Source organism: Pseudomonas sp. 10S4, from assembly GCF_034344865.1.
Taxonomy (GTDB): Bacteria; Pseudomonadota; Gammaproteobacteria; order Pseudomonadales; family Pseudomonadaceae; genus Aquipseudomonas.
The window spans coordinates 6,454,408-6,468,315 of record NZ_CP133774.1 but is presented as its reverse complement, the minus strand read 5'-3'; the positions used below and the strand labels follow the sequence as shown (position 1 = coordinate 6,468,315).

Sequence of the window (13,908 nt, the reverse complement as noted above, 5' to 3'; positions counted from 1 at the left end):
AACGCGGCCATGAGGATAGCCAATGAACATTTTCGAAGCCTTGCGCGAAAGCCACGACCGCCAGCGCAGCTATGCCGACGCGCTGATCCAGACCAGCGGTGACACCCCGGAACGGACCGAGGCCTACAAACGGCTTAAATCCGAGCTCCAGGCCCACGAAACCGCGGAAGAACGGTATTTCTACATTCCGCTGATGGAGTTCGACAACGGAGTCGATCTGAGCCGTCATGCCATTTCCGAACACCATGAAATGGACGAAATGATGGAGACGCTGGATGAGACACAGATGTCTGATCCGACGTGGCTGGTGACGGCGAAAAAGTTGTCCGAAAAGGTCCATCACCACCTCAAGGAAGAAGAGCAGAAGTTCTTCCAGATGGCCGGCAAACTGCTTGATGAAAAACAGAAAGAATCCCTGGCCGGCCAATATGAGAAGGAATACAAGGCTCAACTTTCCTGAGCTGGCTTCCTGAGATGAGAACGGTTCCGATTGCTACCTTGCGGTGTAATCCTTCTGCTACACAGGTTGTAGGACTTGGCACAATGTACTGGTTATATATCCAGTATTTGCGAGCGATTGCCCAAGCAAACATCACTCGGGGCGGGAAATCGGCCGGTGGACAAAAAAAGCAGCTCCGTTAGGTTGAAGGCCTCTCCTCAGGAAGGAGAGTTCTTAAATCAATGGAGTGAAAAAATGAACAAACCACAGACCCAATCACAACTGCGACACGGTCGTGTCACATCCCCTTCCAGCCGCGGCGCGGTGGCCGTCGAGCAGGGGCTGCTGGGTAACTGGCAGGTCAATGAAATGGAAGGTGGCAAGAACTTCCCGTCGTTGGTCGCCGGCCCGTTCCCGGCACCGTATCAAACCGACACGGCCAGCGACGTGCCACCTGCCGACGGTTATATCCTCAGTGGCGGCAAGGTCGACGCCCGTGACTGCATCAACTTCACCAACGAGGAACTGAGCAAAAAGCTCAACCGTCCGTTCGCCTGGCCACTGCTGAATGTCGAGCCGGGCCAGACCTTCAAAGTCACCTGGGAATACACCGCTCCCCACGTCACTCGTGGCTACAGCTGGTTTATCACCAAGGATGGCTGGGACCCGAAACAGCGCATCAGCCGTGCGCAACTGGAGCCGAAATCGTTTTTCGACGACTTCTACACCCAGGTTCCGTACTACAGCCATTCCGAAGAAATGAAGGCCAAGGTCAACCACGAAGTGAAATTGCCGGGCAATAAAAGCGGCCATCACGTGATCGTGCTGGTGTGGATCGTGGCCAACACCGGCAACGCCTTCTATCAAGCGTTCGACGTGGACTTCAAGTAAGCCGACAGCGTTAACCCCCACACGTTCTGAAGGAATAGAACATGTCAAAGATCGACTTTACGTTAATGAAATCTCAACTGAGCGACGCTGCTTCGTTGATGCCGAGCATTGCCGGCAAAAAAATCCTGATGGGCTTCTGGCATAACTGGCCCGCCGGGCCGAGTGACGGTTACCAGCGTGGCCAATTTGCCAACATCGCGCTGCAGGACGTGCCCAAGGATTACAACGTGGTGGCCGTGGCCTTCATGAAGGGTAATGGCATTCCGACCTTCAAACCGTACAACCTGTCCGACGCCGAGTTCCGGCGCCAGGTCGGTGTGCTGAACAGCCAGGGTAGGGTGGTGCTGATTTCCCTCGGCGGTGCCGATGCTCACATTGAGTTGCACAAAGGCAACGAACAGCCACTGGCCAACGAAATCATCCGGCTGGTGGAAACCTACGGCTTCGATGGGTTGGACATCGATCTTGAACAAAGCGCGATTGATTTCGCCGACAACAAGACCGTCCTGCCCGCCGCGCTGAAACTGGTCAAAGACCATTACGCCGGTGAAGGCAAACACTTCATCATCAGCATGGCGCCGGAATTCCCGTACCTGACCACCGCCGGCAAATATGTCGGCTATATCCAGGCCCTGGAAGGTTATTACGACTTCATCGCCCCGCAGTATTACAACCAGGGCGGTGACGGGGTTTGGGTGCAGGAAGCCAATAACGGCGCTGGCGCGTGGATTGCCCAAAACAACGACGCGATGAAAGAGGACTTCCTGTTTTACCTGACCGAAAGTCTGGTGAGCGGTACTCGCGGGTTCACCAAAATCCCGGCGGACAAGTTCGTGATCGGCTTGCCGACCAACGTCGATGCCGCGGCCACGGGTTACGTGATCGACCCGGCGGCAGTGGTGAATGCCTTCAAGCGTCTCGACGCCAAAGGGCTTTCGATCAAAGGCCTGATGACCTGGTCGGTGAACTGGGATAACGGGGTCAACAAAGACCACGTGCCGTACAACTGGGAGTTCAGCCGTCGCTACGGGCCGTTGATCAACGGCAAGCGGCTTTCTACCCACGAGGAAGAGCACGCGGCGCCTGAAGTCGCCAGCCAACCGTAAAAGAAGCCCGGCAGAGATGCCGGGCTTTTTGGTTTTCGCCTACCATGGGGGCTCTTCTGACAAAAAAAGGATGCGGTGTCATGGCAAATACAGCCGATAGGGTCAACATCATCGAATCACAGGTGTTGTCCCACGACTGGTACCTGCTGAAGAAAATCACCTTCGACTACCAGCGCAATAACGGCGAGTGGCAGCGCCAGACCCGTGAGGTCTATGACCGTGGCAATGGTGCGGCGATTCTGCTGTTTAACCGCGAGAAAAGAACTGTCGTGCTGACACGTCAGTTTCGGCTGCCGGTTTTCGTCAACGGCCACGATGGTTTGCTGATTGAAGTGGCGGCGGGGTTGCTCGAAGGCGCGGCACCTGAAGAGCGCATCCGCGCTGAAGCTGAAGAGGAAACCGGCTATCGCGTTCACCACGTGCAAAAGGTCTTCGAGTCCTACATGAGCCCCGGCTCAGTCACCGAAAAACTGCACTTCTTCATCGCCGAATATGACGCAGCATCGAAAGTCAGCGATGGCGGTGGGCTGGAAGACGAGACTGAAGAGCTTGAAGTGCTGGAGTGGAAGTTCGACGAGGCGCTTGAGGCGTTTTATCGCGGCGAGATCTGCGATGCGAAGACCATCATGCTGTTGCAGTATGCGGCGATGAAAAACCTCTTCGCCCAATCCTGAAACTGACGCGGTCCAGTGTGGCGAGCGAGCTTGCTCCGGGCGGCGATCCGACGCTGGGCTGCGAAGCGGCCTAAACCAAGGATTTTTGCCAGCGCTGCGCACTGGAGCGGGAGCAAGCTCCCTCGCCACAAAGATCGATTTGTCAAAACAGATCGCCCGTTCTGCTGGCCGCTCCCGACCACTCACATCCTTCCAGCGTCAACAATCGCTCCTTCGCCCCAAGCCCCCGGCAAACCCCGTCAACTTCCCCGACGCCCCAATCACCCGATGACACGGCGCGACAATCGAGATCGGGTTCTTGCCATTCGCCGCACCCACGGCCCGAACTGCACTCGGATTGCCAATCTGTTCGGCAATCTGGCTATAGCTACGGGTCTCGCCAAAGGGAATGGTCAGCAGCGCTTGCCAGACCTTCTTCTGGAACTCGGTCCCGACAAAATCCAGCTCCAGATCGAACTGATTGCGCGTGCCGGCAAAGTATTCCTGCAACTGTTTAACCGCGCGCATCAGGATCGGATTGTCCGCTGCTTCAGTCATCGGCCCGAGCCGTACTCGGTTTGGTTTGTCGTTTTCCCAGAGGATGGCCGCCAGTCTTGAGCCGTTCGCGACCAGCTTCAACTCGCCGACCGGGGAGGGCATGGTGGTGCAGGTGTAGGTCATGCCGGCGGACTCCGAAAAAGGCTGAACAGGCGCTCAGCATACTGCCTGATCAGAGAGGCGCAATACGCAATCCCAGCCATACTGGCTAGTGCTCTTGAAGCGTTCCCTCTGTTTGATACAGAGCCTAAAAACAAAAAAAGAGACCGAATCATGACGTTCGAACCTTTTGCCAAATCGCTGATAGCGACCTCATTGGCGCTCAGTTGCCTCAGTGCTTACGCCGCCTCCGTGGCCCCGGTTGCAGCCGAAAACGGCATGGTGGTCACCGCCCAGCATCTGGCCACTCACGTGGGCGTGGATGAACTCAAGAACGGCGGCAACGCCGTAGATGCCGCCGTCGCGGTCGCCTATGCGCTGGCGGTGGTTTATCCCGCGGCGGGCAACCTGGGCGGCGGTGGTTTCATGACCATTCAACTGGCGGACGGGCGCAAGACCTTCCTCGATTTCCGCGAAAAAGCCCCGCTGGCGGCCACCGCCAACATGTATCTGGACAAGGACGGCAATGTCGTCCCGGACCTGAGCACCCGTGGCCACTTGGCCGTGGGCGTGCCGGGCACTGTGTCCGGCATGGAGCTGGCCCTGAGCAAATACGGCACCAAACCTCGCAAGGAAGTGATCGCCCCGGCGATCAAGTTCGCCGAAGAAGGCTTCGTGCTGGAGCAGGGAGATGTCGATCTGCTGGAAACCGCGACTGACGTGTTCAAGAAGGACATGCGCGATTCGGGTTCGATCTTCCTGAGTAACGGCGAGCCGATGCAAGTCGGGCAGAAGCTGGTGCAAAAAGACCTGGGCAAAACCCTGCGGGAGATCTCCGAGAAGGGCGCCGACGGTTTCTATAAAGGTTGGGTGGCCGACGCGATCGTCACGTCCAGCCAGGCCAACAAAGGCATCATCACCCAGGCCGACCTCGATAAATACAAGACCCGTGAACTGGCCCCGGTGGAGTGCGATTATCGCGGCTACCACGTGGTCTCGGCGCCACCGCCAAGCTCCGGCGGCGTGGTGATTTGCGAGATCATGAACATCCTCGACGGCTACCCGATGAAAGACTTGGGCTACCACTCGGCCCAAGGCATGCATTATCAGATTGAAGCGATGCGCCACGCCTATGTGGACCGCAACAGCTACCTCGGCGACCCGGACTTCGTGAAAAATCCGATCGCCCACCTGCTCGACAAAAACTACGCGACCAAACTGCGCGCCGCCATCGAACCGCAAAAGGCTGGCGTGTCCCGCGAGATCAAACCTGGCGTAGCGCCGCATGAGGGCAGCAACACCACGCACTTCTCCATCGTCGACAAGTGGGGCAACGCGGTGTCGATGACCTACACCCTCAACGACTGGTTCGGCGCCGGCGTCATGGCCAGCAAAACCGGGGTGATCCTCAACGATGAAATGGACGACTTCACTTCGAAAATCGGCGTGCCAAACATGTACGGCCTGGTGCAAGGCGAGGCCAATGCCATCGCGCCCGGCAAGGCGCCGTTGTCGTCGATGAGCCCGACCATCGTCACCAAGGACGGCAAAGTGGTCATGGTCGTCGGCACCCCTGGAGGTAGCCGCATCATCACCGCGACCTTGCTGACCATCCTCAACGTGATCGACTACGGCATGAACATTCAGGAAGCCGTGGATGCGCCGCGTTTCCACCAGCAGTGGTTGCCGGAAGAGACCAACCTGGAGACCTTCACCACCAGTCCGGATACGGTGAAGATCCTCGAAAGTTGGGGGCATAAATTTGCCAAGCCACAGGATGCCAATCATGTGGCGGCGATTCTGGTCGGGGCACCTTCGCTGGGAGGCAAGCCGGTGGGCAAGAATCGCTTCTATGGGGCGAATGATCCACGCAGGAATACCGGGTTGTCGTTGGGTTACTGAGACAGGATCGGAGGCCACCCGAGCCCTCGTCCAGGGTGAGGGTGGTCCTCAAGCCTTATGGAGCGTTGTTTCAAAAAAATCGTAGCCTGCTGCAAGTCCTACACGTATTTCAGAATGCTCTGATATTGAGTCAGAGCTATCTGAATGCTGTACTTGAGCCTCGGTTTTGAGAGCTTTTGAGACAGCCATTATGAAAAAGGCCCCCGTCCTGAAGGGCAGGTTCGATCCGGTATTTGACCTGTTGGCGCAATCACCCCACAAGGAACGCCTCCCGGATTACCTGGCTCTGCTCAAGCCTCTGGATGATCTGGGGCGCTACCTTCCTTTTGATGAGTTGCGTTATCGCTGGGCGCCGGGGCTGGATTCGAACTTGTGCTGGGCCTTGGTCAAGAAGGCCAGGATTGCGCAATACTCCGCCCTGTTGCCATTGGGTGAGCCTGTCCAGTGCGGCAAGTTCGTGTGTACGCCGCTCGCGCAAAAGGCCATTTCGGCCGTCGACCGCCAAGCCACGACCGCGGCGCTGGAGTACATGACCAGTCAGATTGGTGAGCACGCGCACTTCAGCTATCTACTCAACGATCTGATCGAAGACGAAGCCATCAGCAGTAGCCAATTGGAAGGGGCGGCAACCACCACCCGCGTGGCCAAGGACATGCTTAAACGCAAGCGCCTGCCGCGTACGCCGGATGAGCGAATGGTCATCGGCAACTACAAGATGATGAATTTTGCCTGGGAAAAACGCGATGAGCCCTTGAGCGAAGCATTGATCGCGGCAATCCATCGGGTAGGGGTCGAAGGGATCAATGACGAGCAATACTCGCCGGCGACGTTCAGGAAAAACGATGAAGTTGTGGTGCAGGATGGCGAGGGCAATACGGTTCATACGCCGCCTCCTGCTGCGGGGCTTGCCTCTCGCTTGCAGGTGCTTTCGAGTTGGATCAACCAATCCCACAACGCCCCCACTCACCCGGACTACATTCATCCTTTGATCAAAGCCATCGCACTGCATTTCGCCTTGGGTTATGAGCATCCTTTTCGCGATGGCAACGGCCGAGTCGCTCGGGCTCTGTTTTATTGGTTCATGTTCAAGAATGATTTTTCAGCCTTTCGCTACATAGCCATCAGCATCTTGCTGCGCAATGCACCGGTGAAATACGGGCGCTCGTATCTGCACACCGAAGCTGACGATCTGGACCTGACTTACTTTATCGATTTCCAGTGTTCAGTCATCTTGCGAGCCGTCACTGGTTTTACCGAGGCCTATCGAAAAAGTCTGGCGTACACCGCGGATTTTGATCGATGGCTGATGGCGTCAGGTTTATTTGACCAGTTCACCGAAAAGCAACGAGCCGTCTACCAAGTGGCCAAAAGTGGCATGGCCAAAGAGTTTACGGCGGTCAATGTGAAGGAGAATCTGGACTGCTCTTACAACACCGCCTCGGCCACCCTGAACGGGCTGGTCGAGTTGAAGGTGTTCGAGAAGCGCAAGATGGGGCGAGAGTGGGTGTTCTTCCTGCGCGCTGTCCCGTAGGAGCTCGGACGATCTTTTGATCTTCGCGTCTAAAAACAAGATCAAAAGATCGTCCGAATGCGGCCCAAACCTTCGGCAGCTCCTACAGGTGCGGCGTTACTTATTCGTCTGTTTTGCTGACAAGGTTATCCGCCTCATCCACCTGATATGGCACATGCGCCTCCACGCCATCCTTGCCCGTACGCGCCACGACATTCTTGTAGCGCTTGCCGTTCCAGCATCGAAAAATCAGCGTCGCGTTCTCGCCGCCGGTCAGGGTCGAACCCAGGCTGCCAATCAGTTTGCTGCGGGCACCGCCCACCAGGATGCTGTTTTTGCCCGCGGTCAAAACGCTTTTATCGTCGCCCATCAACGTACAGTCATCACCCGCCGTCAGCTTGGCGCGGTCGCCGGCGATTTGGGTGCTGTCCTTACCAACGATCAATTTACTGCGATCGCCGGCGGTTTGTGAACTGTCCTTGCCCGCGGTTTCGGTACTGCCGTAACCGGCGGTGAGGGTGCTTAGCGGCGCTGAGAGGGCTGTCCCATTATCGGCAAGCGGCGGTGCGGGGCTGTTCTATACAGCAGCGTTTTGCGGCATTATCGACGGTACGCGATCCATGTTCGGCCTCCAGTGAGCAGGTTGCGTACCCCTTAATCTGATGGACTACTTTAAGGCCCCCGCCATGACCACTGCACTGCTGATCATCGACGTCCAACACGCCTTGTGCACCGGCGAGTACGAATGCTTCGACATCAAACGCGTTATCGAGAACATCAACAGCCTGAGCACCAAGGCCAGAGAAGCCGGGATTCCGGTAATCCTGATCCAGCACGAAGCAAAGGATGATCTGCTGCAACACGGCTCCCCGGGTTGGCAACTGGCCGAAAGCCTGGAGACTTCGCCGCAAGACCTGCGTGTGCGCAAAACCACGCGGGATTCGTTCTACCAGACTCATCTACAAGCATTGCTGCATGAGCAGGGCACTGATCGACTGATCATCTGCGGCTTGCAAACCGACTATTGCGTCAACGCCACCGTCCGCCAGGCCCTCAACCTGGGCTATGACGTTGTGCTCGTCGCCGATGCGCATTCCACCGTCGACAACGGTAATCTTTCGGCCGAAGACATCATCGCCGAGCACAACGCAGACCTGGCGCATTTGACGGGTCCCGTGGCACGGATCGACGTCCTGCCCACCGCCAAAATCCACCTCTAAAACCATTCCAGAATTTTCCGTCGAGCGAGCTTCCCTGTGGCGAGCGAGCTTGCTCGCGCTGGGCTGCGCAGCAGCCCCCCAAAAAACTCAAGTCGCAAACAACAACCCGCCTATCGCCCCAACCCTCTGCGGCACCACACCGCCCAACACCAACCGGGTAATCGTCGCCGCCGCCTGTGAATAATCCGCATCCTCCGGCACCTGCCGACCAGTGATATGCGCCATCTGCCAACCCAGATTGGTATACGTGCGCGTCGCCGACCAGATAAACAACATCAAATGCTCCGGATCCACCGGCGCCAGCAGCCCGCGCTCGATCCAGCTGCGCAGGCACTCGACATTGCGCTGAGCCTCGGCATACAACAAATCCCGACACTCCTCAGGCAACTGCCGACCGCCGAGCAACAACTCACCGCTGAACACCTTGGCAATGTGCGGATGCTCCCGCGCGATTCGTATCCGCGCCGCGATGTAAGCCTGCAACCCCACCATCGGATCATCGCTCTCGCGCAATACCGCCGAGGCCTCCAGCAACGGCTCGACAAACCCGAGCAGCACCTTGGCGTAGAGGTTCTCCTTGCTCTGGAAGTAGTAATAAAGATTCGCCTTCGGCAGCCCCGCGCGCAGCGCGATGTCCAGGGTCTGGGTGGCGTCGAAGCCTTTGGCGGCAAACTCTTCGCTGGCGGCGGCCAGGATCAGCCGCTGATTGCGTTGGCGGATGCTGGTCATGGAGAAGGAACGAAAGACAGGGGCATGAGAAGGACTTGGGGGGATTCGGGTTCGTAATATACAAAACTATACAGCGAATGAGCCAGATGCGACCGTGCGAATCGTCTGATTCCCACAGCAAGGATGTTGCCACGCAAAGTGCGAATTTACGGCGAACCGAAAATCTCGATCAACTCGCTCAGGAAGGCACTCACCAAATCCCGCTGCCGGGCAGAGTGTCGTACTGCCGCGTGAAAGCCGACCTCATAGCGTAGAAGCTCAGGATTGAGCGGATGCAACTGCCCCAATTGTTCATGCTTCGCCGCATAGTGCTGCGGCAGAAACCCCAAGTGTTGGCCCGACAGAATCAGCAGCGCGGCGCCGTCCATGCTGTCGGTGAGCACCGTCAAACGTTCAATTGAGGCCGGTGCCGGCATTTCCGGCAAAGGATGGCTGGGCCATACCCAGTCATGCCCGGCGACTTCCTCTCTGGTCAACTCGCCTACGTGTTCGAACAGCGGGTGAGTGGGCGCGCAATAAGCGATTTGGGTTTCCTGGAACAGCGGGAAGTAGTCGATGTTGGGCAAGCGGTGCCAGAAGTAACCGATCGCCAGATCGATATGGCTGTTGATGATTTTCTCTTCCAGCAGCGATGACGACAGCTCGGTGAAGTGGAAATACAGGCCCTCATGCCGAGAGCGTAAACGGGCGATGGCCAGGGCGATTTTCTTATTGGCAACAGGATCGATTTGACCGAGCAGGCCAATGTTGATGTTGCCCGACACCTTTCGGTTGATGTGCTGGACTTCAATCCGGAAACCTTCGGCGGCGGCCAGTAATCGGCGGGCCGCCTCGACAAACTGACCGCCCTTGGGCGTCACCGAAAACCCGCCACGGCCACGCTCGCAAAGACGAAATCCCACTCGCGCTTCCAGCGTTGCCAATTGCGCGCTGATCGTGGGTTGCGTGGTGTTGAGCGCCGTTTGTGCGGCTGAAATGCCGCCCGCTTCAACAACGGTCAAAAATACCCGGATCAGGCGTAGATCCAACTCCGATACAGATCCCAGCATGGAGACTCCCGAGAGTGGTTCACATAGATAAACGTCTATGTGAACAGTTTGCCTGCAATATTTTATAGCCCCGACCAACGCCCTACATTGCAATGAAATCAGCGTCATCGTTAGCTTTTTCTGGAGCTTCACCTGATCTGGACGTCGAACTGACTGCTTCACCCACAAAAAAAACAATTAACCGCATAGGAACAATCGTATGTCAGGGTCCCCTCAAACTGCGCACGCCATCGAGGCGAGTAGCGGGTTGGCCATCGAAGGCCACTCGATCGATTACATTCCGGAAAACGAACGTCACGCCAAACTCAGCAGCCAGGGACCTTTCTGGTTTCTGGGCAACTTCCACTTCTTCACCATTTCCATCGGGTTTGTCGGCCCAAGCCTGGGCTTGTCGGCGCTGTGGACCCTGATTGCCGGCGCACTGGGCATCATGTTCGGCACCATTTTCATGGCGTTTCATGGCTCACAAGGTCCGGAAATGGGCCTTCCGCAAATGATCCAGTCCCGTGCCCAATTTGGCTATCGCGGGGTGATCCTGGCGTTGATGGCGACAATGTTTGTGTTTGTCGGCTTCAACGTGGTGAACATCTCGCTGATCATGAACGGCCTCGAACACGTCTTCGGTCTGGACCCGACCATCGTCGCGGTTGTGGTTGTGCTGATCGGCGCGCTGCTGTCGATCTACGGCCACGACCTGATGCACAAGGCATTCAAGTGGGCGCTGTTGGTCACGTTGCCACTGTACGCACTGGTCACGATCGCGTTGATGTTCGGCGCCGGTCAGCAGGGCGTCACACCCGCCGCCGGCCTGGGCTTCAACTGGGTCGCCTTCGCCACCCTGTTTGCGATTGGCGCGAGCTACAACATTTCCTATGCACCTTATGTGTCCGACTATTCTCGCTACCTGCCCAAAAACACCAGCCGACCGAAACTGATCGCGGCGGTCTTCATCGGTGCCTCGTTGTCGGGCGGCTGGATGATCGGCCTCGGTGCCTGGCTTGCACAGCAGTTGAAAGCCGTGGATGCATTGGTGGCACTGAATCAGGTTGGCTCTTCGATGATTCCGGGTCTGGGCAATGTGTTGGTGATGGTCTCCGTGGCGGGCTTTTTGCCGATCATCGCGCTCAACACCTATAGCGCCATGCTGACCTTGTTGACGGGGGTCGATTCGATCAAAAAGATCACCCCGACACCCCGCGCCCGGGTGATGTCGATCACCACCATCAGCGTCATTCTGTTGACCTGCGTGTTGGCGATCAAAGGCGATGGCATTGCCTTGCTGAACACTTTTCTGGTGTTGCTCCTGTACTTCCTCGTGCCATGGACCGCGGTCAATCTGGTGGACTATTTCTTCGTCCGCAAAGGCCGCTACGCGATTCCGCATTTCTTCACCCCCAAAGGCATTTACGGCGCCTGGCAGTTTCGCGGCATTGTCTCGTACCTGATCGGCTTCGCCGCCATGGTGCCGTTCTTCTACATCTTTGATGCCGCCGCCAACAAAGAAGTGTTCGTCGGGCCGCTGGCGCGGATGCTGGAGGGCGTGGACATCGCCTGGCTGGTGGGATTGGTGGTGTCGGGCCTGACGTATTACATCCTCAGCCGTTCGATAGACCTTGAGTACGAACGCCGGATCATCGATTCGATTACCGAGAGCGACATCGTCGCTATGGCCCATCATTCTGTGGAGGAGGGGCGTTGAACACTGCAAAACAGACCGTGGTTGCCTGCTGCCAATTGGCACCGAAAATAGGCGACCTGACGTTCAATCGGACGTTGACCGAACGAGCGATTCGTTCGGCGGCGCTCCAGGGCGCGCACGTGGTGGTCCTGCCAGAACTGGTGCAGAGCGGCTACCTGTTTGCCGACCATCGCGAAGCACTGTCCTTATCGGAAACTTCGGAAGGTCCGACTTTGCAACGCTGGGGGCACTCGCCCGGGAGCTGAACATCGTCGTGGTGGGCGGGTTCTGCGAGCGACTGGCGGGCAATGAACTGGCCAACAGCGCCGCGATGATCGACGCTCAGGGCCTGCGCGCCGTATACCGCAAGGCGCACCTCTGGGACGCCGAGCGAGAGATTTTCACCGCCGGCACCGCCGCGCCGCCAGTAGTCGAAACCGTCCACGGACGCATCGGCATGCTGATTTGCTACGACCTGGAGTTCCCCGAATGGGTGCGACTCCCGGCACTGGCCGGCGCAGACTTGCTCTGCGCCCCGGTCAACTGGCCCGACGGCCCGAGGCCGCTGACCGAGCGCCCCGCAGAAGTCGTACGGGTCCAGGCTAATGCGTCGGTCAACCGAATGTTCGTCGCCGCCTGTGACCGACATGGCCACGAGCGCGGCGTCAGCTGGGTGCAGGGTTCAGTCATCGTCGATGCCGATGGTTACCCCTTGGCGGGGCCGGCGGAGCAGGGTGGCGAACAGATTTTGCTGGCAACGTTGAACCTGGCCGAGGCGCGGAACAAGCGGATCAGTGAGCGCAATGACCTGCATCGGGATCGGCGGCCATCGTTGTACGGGTGAGGCGTAGCGGGTAAAGAGCGAGGTACTTGGGCTGGAGAACTGTTCAGGTTTTTCGGCCAATCGTCAGTGCTGCGGGAGCCCTAAGTGCGCACTGAAGCCTGAAGAAAGATCGGAAGGTCTGTTGCCGGTGGAGCAATGTCGAGGTGATACAACATGCCCGCGATGTTTCCGCGGTGATAGGTCGTGTGGTTGACCACGTGCAGAAAAATGTCTTCACGGGACATGGCACCAAGGCCGCCGCCGATGAAATGAAACTCGATCACTTCACTTAACTGGGCCGGGGACAGCGAATCCGCATAGTCGACATACCAACTGTCTATCTCGCGTTGAGCAGCGACAAGGTCCCGGATAGAGGGATGGTCGGATGGGTTGCGCGTGGTAAGACCATGAGGCTCGCCAAGCAAGTGGCACTTCCACACAAAATCCATGGAGTACGAATGATTGAGCGTTCGGATGATATTGCCGAAAAAGCTCGGGTCTGGAGCAGTCAGTTGAGATTCCGGAAGGCTTTCCAGTACGGATAAAAAAGTGTCGTCCGCCCACGCCTTGTAGCGTGTGAGAGTGTGTACCGAGTTCACAATATTTCCTTATTGAGTCAAACCGGATGGAACAGCGTAGGTCTCAGGCGCCAACAGTCCTGGTTGCTGATTATTTTGGGGCACCCATCACAATGCGTGTGATCGACGTGAAGGTTCAGTGCGATGCAGATACACAGCAAAAGTATCCCACGGCAGTTCAAGAGACAGTTGCTTCATGATTTGACCCACTTCACCGCGGTGGTAACCGGCATGCGTGACGACATGGGTCAGCATCTCTTCACGCGACATATAGCCGGCGTCTCCATCGGTAAACACGAAAGGCACGGATTCGGACAACAGTTGTGGGGTCACTTCCTCTACGTACTCGAGGTACCACCGATCGGAGGCTGCTACAGCGACGCGCAGATCAGTCAGTGAAGGTGTCTGCGGTGTGTTGTCTGTGGAAAATCCGTGTGGCTTGCCAACCAGATGCGCAGCAAATATCTGGCTGACGACATGGGCGTGATTGATCAACCGTAATGCACTGTGGAACTCTTCTTTGTGGCGTTCGGGATCAAAGCCTTCCATCTTGTTTAACAACTCGCTGTTGGCCCATGCCTGATAGCCGAACAGTGTACGAAGTAAGGGTGATGCGCTCATGATCCGTGACCCCTTTTGACGTTCTAGAATGTGAGTGCTGTGTTTATATTTT

At 57.2% G+C, this 13,908-nt stretch carries 12 protein-coding genes and 3 pseudogenes; 9 read left to right on the top strand and 6 right to left on the bottom strand.

From position 1 onward, the window contains the following. Window positions 1–22: 22 nt before the first annotated feature. From RHM58_RS30175 to RHM58_RS30160, 4 genes and pseudogenes are all read left to right on the top strand, one after another. Window positions 23–460 (top strand): hemerythrin domain-containing protein, encoded by a 438-nt coding sequence (locus RHM58_RS30175; RefSeq protein ID WP_201257217.1) that lies wholly within the window; start codon window positions 23–25, stop codon window positions 458–460. A 234-nt stretch (window positions 461–694) separates the two neighbouring features. Then, window positions 695–1,330 carry a lytic polysaccharide monooxygenase auxiliary activity family 9 protein gene (locus RHM58_RS30170; RefSeq protein ID WP_201257216.1) on the top strand — a complete coding sequence of 212 codons (636 nt, stop codon included), beginning with the start codon at window positions 695–697 and terminating at the stop codon, window positions 1,328–1,330. Window positions 1,331–1,371: 41 nt separating this feature from the next. Then, window positions 1,372–2,373 (top strand): annotated as a pseudogene (locus RHM58_RS30165) (chitinase); the annotation flags it as partial. A 143-nt stretch (window positions 2,374–2,516) separates the two neighbouring features. Next, window positions 2,517–3,110 (top strand): NUDIX domain-containing protein, encoded by a 594-nt coding sequence (locus RHM58_RS30160; protein WP_201257215.1) that lies wholly within the window; start codon window positions 2,517–2,519, stop codon window positions 3,108–3,110. Window positions 3,111–3,252: 142 nt separating this feature from the next. Here RHM58_RS30160 and RHM58_RS30155 read toward each other — a convergent pair. Further along, window positions 3,253–3,770 (bottom strand): annotated as a pseudogene (locus tag RHM58_RS30155) (methylated-DNA--[protein]-cysteine S-methyltransferase). 150 nt (window positions 3,771–3,920) lie between these two features. On the opposite strand from RHM58_RS30155, the gene ggt reads away from it, so the two are divergent. Further along, a complete protein-coding gene (gene ggt, locus RHM58_RS30150; protein ID WP_201204544.1) occupies window positions 3,921–5,648 on the top strand; it encodes a gamma-glutamyltransferase in 1,728 nt (575 codons plus the stop codon). A 190-nt stretch (window positions 5,649–5,838) separates the two neighbouring features. Continuing rightward, window positions 5,839–7,179 (top strand): Fic family protein, encoded by a 1,341-nt coding sequence (locus RHM58_RS30145; protein WP_201257213.1) that lies wholly within the window; start codon window positions 5,839–5,841, stop codon window positions 7,177–7,179. 100 nt (window positions 7,180–7,279) lie between these two features. On the opposite strand, the gene RHM58_RS30140 is transcribed toward RHM58_RS30145, so the two are convergent. Then, window positions 7,280–7,603 (bottom strand): hypothetical protein, encoded by a 324-nt coding sequence (locus RHM58_RS30140; protein WP_322268992.1) that lies wholly within the window; start codon window positions 7,601–7,603, stop codon window positions 7,280–7,282. A 241-nt stretch (window positions 7,604–7,844) separates the two neighbouring features. Between RHM58_RS30140 and RHM58_RS30135 the strand changes: the two genes are divergently transcribed. Continuing rightward, a complete protein-coding gene (locus RHM58_RS30135; protein ID WP_201257211.1) occupies window positions 7,845–8,378 on the top strand; it encodes a cysteine hydrolase family protein in 534 nt (177 codons plus the stop codon). A gap of 87 nt (window positions 8,379–8,465) precedes the next feature. Here RHM58_RS30135 and RHM58_RS30130 read toward each other — a convergent pair whose 3' ends face one another. Both RHM58_RS30130 and RHM58_RS30125 read right to left on the bottom strand, forming a co-directional pair. Further along, on the bottom strand, window positions 8,466–9,107 hold the full coding sequence (locus RHM58_RS30130; RefSeq protein ID WP_201257210.1) for a TetR/AcrR family transcriptional regulator: 642 nt from the start codon (window positions 9,105–9,107) through the stop codon (window positions 8,466–8,468). A 146-nt stretch (window positions 9,108–9,253) separates the two neighbouring features. Next, window positions 9,254–10,156 (bottom strand): LysR family transcriptional regulator, encoded by a 903-nt coding sequence (locus tag RHM58_RS30125; RefSeq protein ID WP_322268991.1) that lies wholly within the window; start codon window positions 10,154–10,156, stop codon window positions 9,254–9,256. Window positions 10,157–10,355: 199 nt separating this feature from the next. On the opposite strand from RHM58_RS30125, the gene RHM58_RS30120 reads away from it, so the two are divergent. Both RHM58_RS30120 and RHM58_RS30115 read left to right on the top strand, forming a co-directional pair. After that, window positions 10,356–11,855: a purine-cytosine permease family protein gene (locus tag RHM58_RS30120; RefSeq protein ID WP_201257208.1), complete on the top strand. Its 1,500-nt coding sequence runs from the start codon at window positions 10,356–10,358 to the stop codon at window positions 11,853–11,855. Then, window positions 11,852–12,678, top strand: a pseudogene (locus RHM58_RS30115) (nitrilase family protein). The gene RHM58_RS30120 and the pseudogene RHM58_RS30115 overlap by 4 nt, the downstream one beginning before the upstream one ends. A gap of 80 nt (window positions 12,679–12,758) precedes the next feature. Here RHM58_RS30115 and RHM58_RS30110 read toward each other — a convergent pair. Continuing rightward, on the bottom strand, window positions 12,759–13,256 hold the full coding sequence (locus RHM58_RS30110; protein ID WP_322268990.1) for a DinB family protein: 498 nt from the start codon (window positions 13,254–13,256) through the stop codon (window positions 12,759–12,761). Window positions 13,257–13,343: 87 nt separating this feature from the next. Beyond that, a complete protein-coding gene (locus tag RHM58_RS30105; protein WP_322268989.1) occupies window positions 13,344–13,856 on the bottom strand; it encodes a DinB family protein in 513 nt (170 codons plus the stop codon). Window positions 13,857–13,908 lie beyond the last annotated feature (52 nt).

Bases quoted from the DNA above. Each gene is read 5' to 3' on its own strand.
- RHM58_RS30175 (WP_201257217.1), top strand. From the start codon at position 23: ATGAACATTTTCGAAGCCTTGCGCGAAAGCCACGACCGCCAGCGCAGC.
- RHM58_RS30170 (WP_201257216.1), top strand. From the start codon at position 695: ATGAACAAACCACAGACCCAATCACAACTGCGACACGGTCGTGTCACA.
- RHM58_RS30160 (WP_201257215.1), top strand. From the start codon at position 2,517: ATGGCAAATACAGCCGATAGGGTCAACATCATCGAATCACAGGTGTTG.
- ggt (WP_201204544.1), top strand. From the start codon at position 3,921: ATGACGTTCGAACCTTTTGCCAAATCGCTGATAGCGACCTCATTGGCG.
- RHM58_RS30145 (WP_201257213.1), top strand. From the start codon at position 5,839: ATGAAAAAGGCCCCCGTCCTGAAGGGCAGGTTCGATCCGGTATTTGAC.
- RHM58_RS30135 (WP_201257211.1), top strand. From the start codon at position 7,845: ATGACCACTGCACTGCTGATCATCGACGTCCAACACGCCTTGTGCACC.
- RHM58_RS30130 (WP_201257210.1), bottom strand. From the start codon at position 9,107: ATGACCAGCATCCGCCAACGCAATCAGCGGCTGATCCTGGCCGCCGCC.
- RHM58_RS30125 (WP_322268991.1), bottom strand. From the start codon at position 10,156: ATGCTGGGATCTGTATCGGAGTTGGATCTACGCCTGATCCGGGTATTT.
- RHM58_RS30120 (WP_201257208.1), top strand. From the start codon at position 10,356: ATGTCAGGGTCCCCTCAAACTGCGCACGCCATCGAGGCGAGTAGCGGG.
- RHM58_RS30105 (WP_322268989.1), bottom strand. From the start codon at position 13,856: ATGAGCGCATCACCCTTACTTCGTACACTGTTCGGCTATCAGGCATGG.